8 protein-coding genes and 1 pseudogene are annotated in these 9,816 nt (G+C 59.5%); 5 read left to right on the forward strand and 4 right to left on the reverse strand.

From position 1 onward, the window contains the following. The first annotated feature begins 35 nt into the window (after positions 1 to 35). Both ACWNRM_RS14300 and ACWNRM_RS14305 read left to right on the forward strand, forming a co-directional pair. Positions 36 to 299: a type II toxin-antitoxin system Phd/YefM family antitoxin gene (locus tag ACWNRM_RS14300; protein ID WP_023978891.1), complete on the forward strand. Its 264-nt coding sequence runs from the start codon at positions 36 to 38 to the stop codon at positions 297 to 299. Beyond that, on the forward strand, positions 296 to 682 hold the full coding sequence (locus ACWNRM_RS14305) for a type II toxin-antitoxin system VapC family toxin (RefSeq protein WP_485171359.1): 387 nt from the start codon (positions 296 to 298) through the stop codon (positions 680 to 682). The genes ACWNRM_RS14300 and ACWNRM_RS14305 overlap by 4 nt, the downstream gene beginning before the upstream one ends. Before the next feature lie 154 nt (positions 683 to 836). Here ACWNRM_RS14305 and ACWNRM_RS14310 read toward each other — a convergent pair whose 3' ends face one another. Beyond that, positions 837 to 1,991: an epoxide hydrolase family protein gene (locus ACWNRM_RS14310; protein ID WP_023978893.1), complete on the reverse strand. Its 1,155-nt coding sequence runs from the start codon at positions 1,989 to 1,991 to the stop codon at positions 837 to 839. Positions 1,992 to 2,012: 21 nt separating this feature from the next. Beyond that, positions 2,013 to 2,903, reverse strand: a complete 891-nt coding sequence (locus ACWNRM_RS14315) for an NmrA family NAD(P)-binding protein (RefSeq protein WP_222546378.1) — start codon at positions 2,901 to 2,903, stop codon at positions 2,013 to 2,015. A gap of 72 nt (positions 2,904 to 2,975) precedes the next feature. Between ACWNRM_RS14315 and ACWNRM_RS14320 the strand changes: the two genes are divergently transcribed. Both ACWNRM_RS14320 and ACWNRM_RS14325 read left to right on the forward strand, forming a co-directional pair. Beyond that, positions 2,976 to 3,650: a TetR/AcrR family transcriptional regulator gene (locus tag ACWNRM_RS14320; protein ID WP_023978895.1), complete on the forward strand. Its 675-nt coding sequence runs from the start codon at positions 2,976 to 2,978 to the stop codon at positions 3,648 to 3,650. A gap of 278 nt (positions 3,651 to 3,928) precedes the next feature. After that, positions 3,929 to 4,042, forward strand: a pseudogene (locus ACWNRM_RS14325) (IS6 family transposase); the annotation flags it as partial. A gap of 290 nt (positions 4,043 to 4,332) precedes the next feature. Here the strand turns inward: ACWNRM_RS14325 and ACWNRM_RS14330 are convergent. Next, positions 4,333 to 5,919 carry a PepSY domain-containing protein gene (locus tag ACWNRM_RS14330; RefSeq protein WP_023978896.1) on the reverse strand — a complete coding sequence of 529 codons (1,587 nt, stop codon included), beginning with the start codon at positions 5,917 to 5,919 and terminating at the stop codon, positions 4,333 to 4,335. 107 nt (positions 5,920 to 6,026) lie between these two features. Further along, positions 6,027 to 8,198, reverse strand: a complete 2,172-nt coding sequence (locus tag ACWNRM_RS14335) for a TonB-dependent receptor (RefSeq protein WP_485172245.1) — start codon at positions 8,196 to 8,198, stop codon at positions 6,027 to 6,029. A 169-nt stretch (positions 8,199 to 8,367) separates the two neighbouring features. Here ACWNRM_RS14335 and ACWNRM_RS14340 point away from each other — a divergent pair, with 169 nt between their 5' ends. Continuing rightward, entirely contained in the window at positions 8,368 to 9,342 is a 975-nt protein-coding gene (locus ACWNRM_RS14340) for a HoxN/HupN/NixA family nickel/cobalt transporter (protein WP_485172246.1), read from the forward strand. Positions 9,343 to 9,816: the final 474 nt, after the last annotated feature.

Here is a 9,816-nt window from a genome sequence, read left to right on the forward strand (position 1 = left end):
GTGTACAGGATATGATAACACAAAGGAGAGTATCCATGGTCCATGCTGTCAGTCACGAACCGCAGAAAATCGGCGTACGGGAGTTCCGTGGCAATCTAACGACGTATCTGCGTCAGGTCCGTCAGGGACAGGTCATCCTCGTCACGTCCCATGACGAGGTTGTTGCCGAATTGCGGCCGCCGGGCCCGGCCCTGCGGGCTCGGCGGGTTCCGGGCTCCCTGCGCGCCCATCTGCGCGTGGCCGACGATTTTGACCAGACGCCGACCGACATGCTCGAAAGCGTCGATCAGCCTCTATGAAGATCCTCCTTGATACCCACGCCCTACTTTGGTGGCTGGTGGACAGTGACCGCCTGGGGCTAGAAGCGCGGGATCTGATTGCCGACCCGGCGCACGATATCCTTGTTAGCGTCGTTTCGCTGTGGGAGATCGCGGTAAAAATACGCATCGGCAAGCTGGAGGGGAATCTGGATCAAATACTGAAAGCCGTTGAACGGGACGGGTTTACTTGGCTCGCGATCAATTCCGCCCATCTTCAGGGTCTGATGGCGCTCCCGCAGCATCATCGCGACCCGTTCGATCATCTCCTTATCGCGCAGGCCATCGCCGAGGATGCCCTGTTCATGTCCGAAGATGGTCAAATGGCGGCTTATCCGGTTCGGCAGCGACACTGCTCAATCTGAACGGTTATCCCGCTATCGCCTGCCTCACAGACGCCAAAGCGTGGTATGACCTCTCCGAAAAGCGGACGTGGCAACATGCTTCTGTGAGAACTGATCTCTGTCGATTCCGGTGCGGTTCGCTTTCCCGATCAACAATCGCCTGGGGGACGGGGGATCAGCGCAGGGAGCGGAACGTCTGGCGTACCTCGCCCACGAATAGTACCGGCTGCTCCAGCGCGGCGAAGTGCCCACCGCGGTCCGGCTCGCCGAAGTGGACCAGGTTGGCGAAGCGGGACTCCGCCCAACGCCGTGACAAGCGGACCTGTTCGCCGGGGAACATGCTGATACCGGCCGGCGTCGCCATCGGCGAAGTCGAAAATCCGCCCTTTCGCATGGCCTGTGCCGTCTCCCAATAGAGGCGCGCCGAACTCGGCCCGGCGTTGGGAAGCCAATACATCATGATGTCGTCCAGCATGGCGTCGAGCGAGAAAACCTTTTCTGGATCGCCGCCACTATCCGACACGTCCTGAAACAGCGCGTAGACCCAGGCTGCAAGGCCCACGGGCGAATCCGCGAGCGCGAAGGCGACGGATTGTGGTCGCGTGTTCTGAAGCTTGTAATAGCCGGCATATTCCTGATCGTAACGCTGAGCGTCCGCGAGCATGCGTTGCTCTGCGTCATCGGCACCGGCGCGTTCATCGTCGGTCGGCTGGAACAACACCATGTTAAGGTGAATGCCGATAAGTCCAGGAGGCATCATGTAACCGAGCGTCGTGGTGACGCCCGCGCCCCAATCGCCACCCTGCGCCGCCCAGCGATTGTAGCCGAGCCGCCTCATCAGCGTCACCCAGGCGCCCGCGATCCGGCCGATATTCCAGCCAGGTGCGGTCGGCTTGTCTGAGAAGCCGAAGCCCGGCAGCGTCGGGATGACGAGGTGGAAGGCGTCGGACGCCTCACCGCCGTGCGCCACAGGATCGGTCAGCGGGGCGATCACATCGCGGAACTCCAGCACCGATCCCGGCCAGCCATGCGTCACCAGCAATGGCAGCGCGTCGGGTTCGGGCGAGCGAATATGCAGGAAATGAATGCCGAGGCCGTCGATGGTGGTGCGGTACTGGCCCCAGCCGTTCAGCAGCGCCTCGCACGCCCGCCAATCATAGCCGTCGCGCCAGCGCTCGACCATCGTACGGACCTTGATGAGCGGCGGCCCCTGGCTGGTATCGTCTATCGTCCCCGGATCCGGCCAACGAATGTCGGTTAGGCGCTGCGCTAGGTCATCCAGATCGGCTTGCGGAACGGCGAGGTGGAACGGCTCGACGGCATCGGTCATGGCGTGGCTCCGAACGGCCTGTCAGATGGTGAGCGCAAGAATGTCGGCGACGCGCGTCCAGGCGGCCTTGCCGTAGCGATCGTTGTCAAGCGGCGTCAGCTTGCCGCGCCCGCTCGACATATCGCGGATGTATTGCATCCCCTGCCAGGCCGGAAATGGCACGTCGGTCGCTGGCGACAACGCGCGTGTGATGCGGATCAGGCCCCCAAGCAGGCCAAGGCCGCCTGGTCGCAATGTTCGCCAGCGCCGCCCGTTGAGTCTGGACATCAGCGCGGCGAGGTCATTGGGCGACACCACGTCGCCCGCGATCCGCAGGAAGCGAGGCGCTTGCCCGTCGAGTGCCGCATCGGCGGCATAGTCCGCCACGTCGTCTTTGGTGGTGAAGTCGAGTAGCTGGTCGGGATCACCCCAGCATAGGATACGGCGCAGCTTGTGCAGGACGATCGGGGCCTCACCGGTCAGCAGCTCGCCGAACGCGCCATTCAGGATCGATGTGGCGCGGATCGGCGCCGCATCCACGCGCGCCATGAAGGTGCGGCGCAGGTCCATGTTGCGGTTGTCGCCAGGGCGCGTCTTCGTGAAATCTAGCGAGAAATCGGACGGCATGAAGCGAGGCACGCCCGCCGCTACCGCCGCATCCAGCAGTCGTCCCTGCGCACCGATGATGGTGGGTTCCAGTCCATTCAGCGCCGAGACGACGCAGCCAGCCCCATGGCAGACCTCGCGCAGCGCCGTGGCGTCCTCGAAATCGATCTCGACCGGCGTAGCACCGATCGAGCGGATCTTCGCCAGCCGGTCTGGTGGCGATCCTTTCCGGATAAGCGCTGATACCGCCGCACCGCGTCGGACGAGCGCGGTGCTGATGCGATAGCCAAGGTCGCCGGCCGCACCGGCTATGAGGATGTTGGTCATATCCAACCATCTATATAAACTGAACGTGTCCGTCTAGTTCACATTGACAGCAGTTGGCTCTATCTGATGGGAATGACGTCAACGATCCTCCCTTCGACCTCAGGCAAGAGGCCACGCCGTTATGGTGGGCGTCCACCGGCCACGCAGGCCGGAGAGGTCGACCGCCGCATCCTTAACGCTGCAACGAGCCTGTTCCTCGATCGTGGGTTTGACGCGACCAGTTGCGATCAGGTCGCGGCGCTGGCTGGAGCGGGCAAGGCAAGCATCTATGCGCGCTACGCCAATAAGGAGGAACTGTTCGCCGCCGTCATCCGGGATAATGTCGATCGCGGCCTCGCCCCGGCGACCGACGTGCCATGGCATCTTCCGCTGGAGGCGCGGCTGATGGTGGCGGGGCAATCGATCCTGTCGCACTCGCTTCGGCCCGAGGTAATCGCCCTGATGCGCGTCGTAATGTCGACGGCGCACAGGATGCCCGAACTGGCCCGCCTCGCCGACAGGATCGGACGCGAAGGCGGAATGCTTCGGGTCGCCGCTGCCATTATCGGCCAGCAAGACGTATTACCCGACACCTTGGCGCGCGCGCTTCCGCTGGCGGCGAAGTTAATCGACCTTGTGTTCGCGCCGCACCAGATGCGCGCCCTGATGGGTGAGGACGTAGCAGCGCTCGAAACCGCTGCTCCGGATCGGATTAGGGAGGCCATACACCTTCTTGCCGGTGCGGGATGGTTGCAGGACTGGCAGTAACGTCAGGCGAGCAGCGTTCCCGCAAGGGCGCTGCGAATGAGTTTCAGGAAAGCTTCGACTTCCCCGATGAACGATTCCAATCGGGACGGCAGCTACGACCCATCGCCTCCTGAAAGCGGACCGACGGCTCGCCCCCCCCCATTCCAGACAGAGATCCTTGGAATCGCCTCCCAATATGTCGACGTACCGCCAATAATCTTTATTATCGGAAGTAGGTGAAATGGGCGCGAAACGGCAGGGGCACTGTCACATTAACTGCGGCATGGTAAAAGCGGTCGATGAGCGCGTCCAGTTTGAGCTACAAACGGCACCGATTTTCTCTTGAGCTGATCGCTCATGCGGTAAGGCTATATTTCCGCTTCCCTTTGAGCTTTCGCCTTGTGGAAGAGATGCGGTGATGTCACGTTAACTGGGGTCAAGCCATGCATCCAGATCCGCTCGCCAATCCCCGTCCATCGCCAGCCCTCATCATATCCGGTTTCCTATCAATCAGCGATCGGGCGTCAAGGGAATCCCTTCCCAATGTTTTCTGCCAAAGTAGTGTTAGAGCGTTTTCCGCGCAGATTGAATCGTGTGAGATTCCCAATCCGTCAGATAACCTCATACCATATCTTGTCGATTCGCTTCTCGTCCAACCGGCATCACACGAACCAGGCCTCAGGTAAACCCAGTAGCTCGTCTATCAGCGCAGCCTACGGGGCTGGACGCGTAGTCGCTTCATGCCAATAATTATACCCGTAACGCTCAAAGCCAGCCCGGCCAGCAGAATAGGCGCCATGATGAGTCGGCGAAGAACGCCGTGATGGCTCAGTCCCGGCACATCGAACGTATGCAACCCGTTGAACAGCCAACGATACAGCCGACGCCGCCAGTCCATCACATCCAGCAACGCACCACTTGTGCGGTCCACGTCGACCCACGTGCTGCCAGGCAGTCCATGGATGTTGCCCAAGCGCATCCGCACGGCACCCTCCGGTAGGCCCTGATAGATCAGATGTCCATAAAGGTCGTCTGGGCTGATTGCATCTACACGCGTTGGACGTGCTAATGGCCAGGCTGCGGCGGCGGCATGAAGAAGTGTTACGTCAGGTACAAATGCGAGACGATCTCCATGCGCATTCCATGTAGTACGTATGCCGCTCGCATCGCTCCCTTCTACAATGGTCATCCCGCCAACCGAGGTAAAGCGAAGTGCTGAAGGACCGGCTATCCGGTTCAGCGCCGAGATCGCAATCTCGCCAACCGCCGCTTCCAAGGATCTTCCCTGATAAGCCTTGCTCTGATCCGCATCCGGTTGCCCGGTTGGGAAAATCAGTCCGTGATCCACTGATAGCCATCCGCTGACGATCCAGGTGGTCAGGAACAGGCCAGCGGACAGACCAAGCAGATGGTGCAGTCGGTGGGTCCTAAGAAACGGGCTGAGCCGTGGCCGACGCATGTTGCGCAACGAGATCATGCTGCGCAGAATACCGAGGACCATGCCGCTGAGCGCGAGCACGACGCCGATCCCTGATAGGCACCATACAGTATTCGCCCAAAAGCCTGGATAACGTCGCAGTAACGTTGGATAGATCCAGTGCGCGACAGAGCCAGCATAATTGGCAATACGTTCCATCCGGGTCGTGGCCAGAACGATCTCGCCAGAGATGGCCGAGACGTAAACTTCGCTGCCCGCGCTGTCCGCGAGATCGACGCGCCAAAGCGGGCGATAGGGGTCGTAGCCTTGGGCGACAGTCCATTGATCGTCCCCACACGGGCCGTTCACAGTGCGCGCCATACCGCCCGCAAACCGTTCCGCCTGAAACCGCGCCCCATCGGCCTCAAGTAGAGGCAATATGGCGCCGGTCGCGGCGTCGATCACTCGCGCTCTGTTATGTAACGACCAGATGACATAGGTCGGGTGATCCATAGCTGTGTGACGGGATGCTTCACCAACAGGTCTTGGAAGCAATATCAAACGCTCTATTGTCTGATTGTGCAGTCCCAACCGTGTCAATGCATCCCCGGGCGCCAGTCGGACCATCCGCATGTCGAGCGCAGGGACACCACGATAACGCGCCGCCGGATCCAGCGATGGATAGGGCACAAACATCATGACGATGCCGCTCGTGAACCACATGGCGAAGAACAGGCACATGCCGATCCCGAGCCAGCGATGCAGCAGCGCGAACCAGCGTGGTACACGGGGGCATGATCGCGCCGTCCGACCGGTGGTTGGAGCCTTCCTCGCTGCGGCAAGCGCCTCCTCGCGAGGAATGGAGGCGCTCATGTCAGAAGCCGGCCTGCACGCTGATGGAGAAGGATCGCGGCGCGCCGAGGAGCACTTCGCTCGGATAGCTGACATCGGCCCACTGAATGTAATGTTTGTTCGCCAGATTATCGATCCGGCCATAGACAGTGACGTGCTTCTGAAAGTGCCAGGCCGCGAAGACGTTGGCCAGCGCATAGCGATCCAGCGTCAGGGTATTGCCCCTTTCGCTGCGAGACATAGCGCAGGCCTGCACCAAGGTCAGCGGGCAGCCCCGCGACGTGGCTCCAGGTCCCCCATAGATTGGTCGTGACGGACGGGACGTCCGGCACCTGATTGTTTGACGCGTTCACGCCCGCATAGGGAAAGAAGTTGCGATAGCGCGAATAGGTGTAGGCGACGTTACCAGAAATCCTGAAGTTGTGCATGGGAGTCAGGTCGCTTTGCAATTCGATGCCGCGCGAGACCTGTGCGCCGCCTTGAGCAACCGTGTCAGGGCCGGTAGCCACCAGGATGTGGCTGCGGCGGATGTCATACAGTGCGAGCGTCGTTGTCACTCGGTCCTGCCAGAAGCTGCCTTTGAGACCGATCTCGCCTTGGCGTGTGCGAGCGAGCCGCGTGAACTGACCGCGATTGGCCAGAAACAGGCTGGAGCCTGGTGGGTCTTCGGCCGTGGTGAATGTGCCGTAAAGGCTCAGATTGGGCGCCAGATCCCAGACAGGGCCGATACGAAAGTTGCTCGGGTTATAGTGCCCCGTGAAACTACTACCGGGCAGGAAGGCGCCGTTCTGCGCATAATTCTGCCGGTCCAGATAGAGCCAGTCGTAGCGATAGCCGCTGACAAGGCGCAGATTGTCGTGAAACGTCAACACGTCTTCGAAGAAGACGGCAGCGTCCCGCAGTGTCGTAGGCGATTTGCGATACGGTAACTCACCAGAAAAGGCGCCCAGCGCCCCACCCTCGGGGCTGACGAGCGAAACGCTGTCGGCATAGCTCGCATCCGGAAAGCCTCGGTTGCGGATGAAGCGGATATAATACGCATCTCCGCCCACTACAACACGGTTTCGGATTGATCCCAGATGCTGGTCGAACTGGCCGTAGAGCGTGTCGCCCACCTGATGCTGGTTTTGATAGACATAGAACCGATCGCGGCCGATCCTGCCCGGCGCGATCGGATTGCCAGATGCATCCGCGCTACCCGGCCCGCCTATGTAGGTGTAGGCTTCCGCGTTGTCCCAGCGCCGCTTGGCGTAAACGAAATAGGATTTGTTGGTGAACGCCATATCGGAACGCGGCTGCCAGGACAGGCGCAGTGTCGGTGTCGCATTGGTGCTGGCCGCGCGCGGATCGCGCACGTTGTAGTAACGCCACAGAGAGGCTCTTGCGACTCCCAGCCCCTGCGTGGACTGCAGCAATCCGTGCGCCGGGGCCCCCGTCTGTGCCGTCGGCACCAGCGGCGTGCCGTAATAGGTTGAGAGCTGATCGGTCAGGTAGTCCATGCCTAGGCGCGCGGTGAATGTATTGCTCGGCTTCCAGAGCAGGGCAACCGTCAGGTCGTTGCTATGGGGGTCGGCACCCTTGACGTAACCGTCCGACGACGTGCGGCTGAAATCGGCGCGGATCGCCAGCGTCTTCGTCAGCGGCAGCGAGCCACCGATGCCGGCGTTCCAGGTGTTGAAGCTGCCGTAGGACACCAGGGCGTTTGCGTGCGCTGCATCCAGCGCTGAATCGCGCGTCGTCATGTCCACCGTGCCGCCGACCGCCCCCTGGCCGTAGATGACCGAGGATGGCCCCTTGATGATCTGAAGGCTCTCAAGGTTGAACGTGTTCTGGGGGCGGTTCACCGTCGTCGTCGGGCCGTAGTAGATGCCGTCGCGCAGCATCAGGATCTGATCGCCGGTGAAGCCGCGCATCAGAAGCTGCGCCGGATTACCTGGAGATCCTCCCGAACTGACGCCAGGCGCGCTGTCTGCCGCATCTTCCGCGTGGGTGTAGCCGCGCTCGAGCATCACCGAGCGCTGGATGATGTCTATCGTTGCCGGGCTGTGCTGCAGCGACAGCCCGAGGCGACCACCTACAGCCACCGTGGCGCGCAAACGCTGATGACGCCCCACTGTCTCGATTGTCTCGTCCTGAGCAGGCGAAGGGGGAGCTAACGATTGCGCATCCCGTGCTACAGAAACCGGGCGAGCGGTGGCAGGTCGTCTGTGAGATAGTGACATGTTTGCAGGTCGCAAAGGCTGCGCCGCTGCTGTCGCGATGCTCAGCGATGCCAGAGAAAGACCGGTACTGGCAATCAATCTCCTCGCTTTCACGCCATACCTTACAAACAAGTGGGGGAATTTGGGCTTAATCAGCACTGCTGCTTCATTGCCTCGTCGATACAAGATTTTGGTCTTTCGTGATGCGCAATCACAGCGTCAGCCGGCTGGCCTGCCAGGCGATTGACCTTAGCGATGGAAGGAACTAATGTTACGTTATAACATAACGATTATGGGTTCAAGTGCCCGCTACCGGTGCGATCTTAGTCGTCGTTTCACCGGTGATCGCAGGGGCGATGCCGATACAAATGAACATGCAGCTTTGTCTCATCTCCCGAGCGCAATGCAACCTCGTGCCGGAGATCGCTCTTTGATCGACACCACGCTGCCAGCACTGAGCCTGATGTTCGTGCTAGGTGTACGGCATGGGCTCGACCCTGATCATGTCGCCGTGATCGATAATATAGTGTTTCGCATGGTCGAGATACGTCCGCGCCTGTCCGGATGGGCTGGAACTCTGTTTGCGTTCGGGCACGGCCTCGCCGTTGCAGCCGTCGTATTGGGTGTTTCGGTCCTGTCGGTTTGGATCGCGTTACCAAGCTGGATAGGGGGCGTCATCGACGCCATGGTGATCGCGCTTCTGACTTTGGTCGGCACACTCAATGTTGTCGCTCTCCTGCGTCGCAGAGAGTACGTTCCAGTCGGCTGGCGCTCACGGTTGTTACCAGCTCCGCTGCGTAGCAGCACCCATCCGGCCGCCGTAATGTTGATTGGAGTTATCTTTGGATTGGTCTTCGACACGGCAACCCAAGCTGCTGCATGGGGTGCAGCCGCGACTACACATGGAGGAATCCTCGCAACGGCTTCAATCACCCTCGCATTTACGTTTGGTATGTTGCTCGCCGATACATGCGATAGTCAAATCGTCAGCCAATTACTCAGGACGACACGCGATGGGGGAGCCGGAGTCCAACGTTACCGTCAGATTGTAGGTTGGCTTATTGTGACTTTATCATACGGGATGGCACTATTCGCGTTACTAGAAGCCCTTGGCGTTCAGATAGAGATTGGAGATATTGGCTTCACGGCAGTTGGTTTGACTGCTGCGCTGTCAGTCGTCCTAATGCTCATCTGGGCGCGCTGGGTCAGTCGAAGGATAAGCCTGTCCGAAAATAAAAAATGAACTAATATCACATCAAAAGTAATCGTAGGTGGGAGTTATTTCTGATACAGTCGAGGATATAACTTGCGGAAAAGGTTTCGCCTCTTACCTTCAAATCCATTCGGATGCTTCTGTTGAGAACTCGGATTATAAGTGCTCAAACCCGGATTTGGATGATGATCTGACCTATACAAATGTGAGCGAATGCAGACCGCCGGCCCGGCAGCTGAGATACAAGACATGAGAAAGAACCATATTCTGTTTTTGATACCCGTATCATGTTTATAATTGAATATACCCAATTTTCGAATGGAAAATCGTAATATTATAGATAGATAGATCATAAGTTATATTTATAAAATCAGCACTAGAGCGTTTTCTTTGCTGATTGAATCATTTGGGATTCCCAATCTGTGTGTGATCTGATTCAAGGTAACGGCCGGGATGGAGGCCGGCGCTGGATGTCGTCACGCACCCTGTCTCTGGATTTACGCG

The sequence above is a fragment of the Asaia sp. A2 genome, assembly GCF_057319415.1.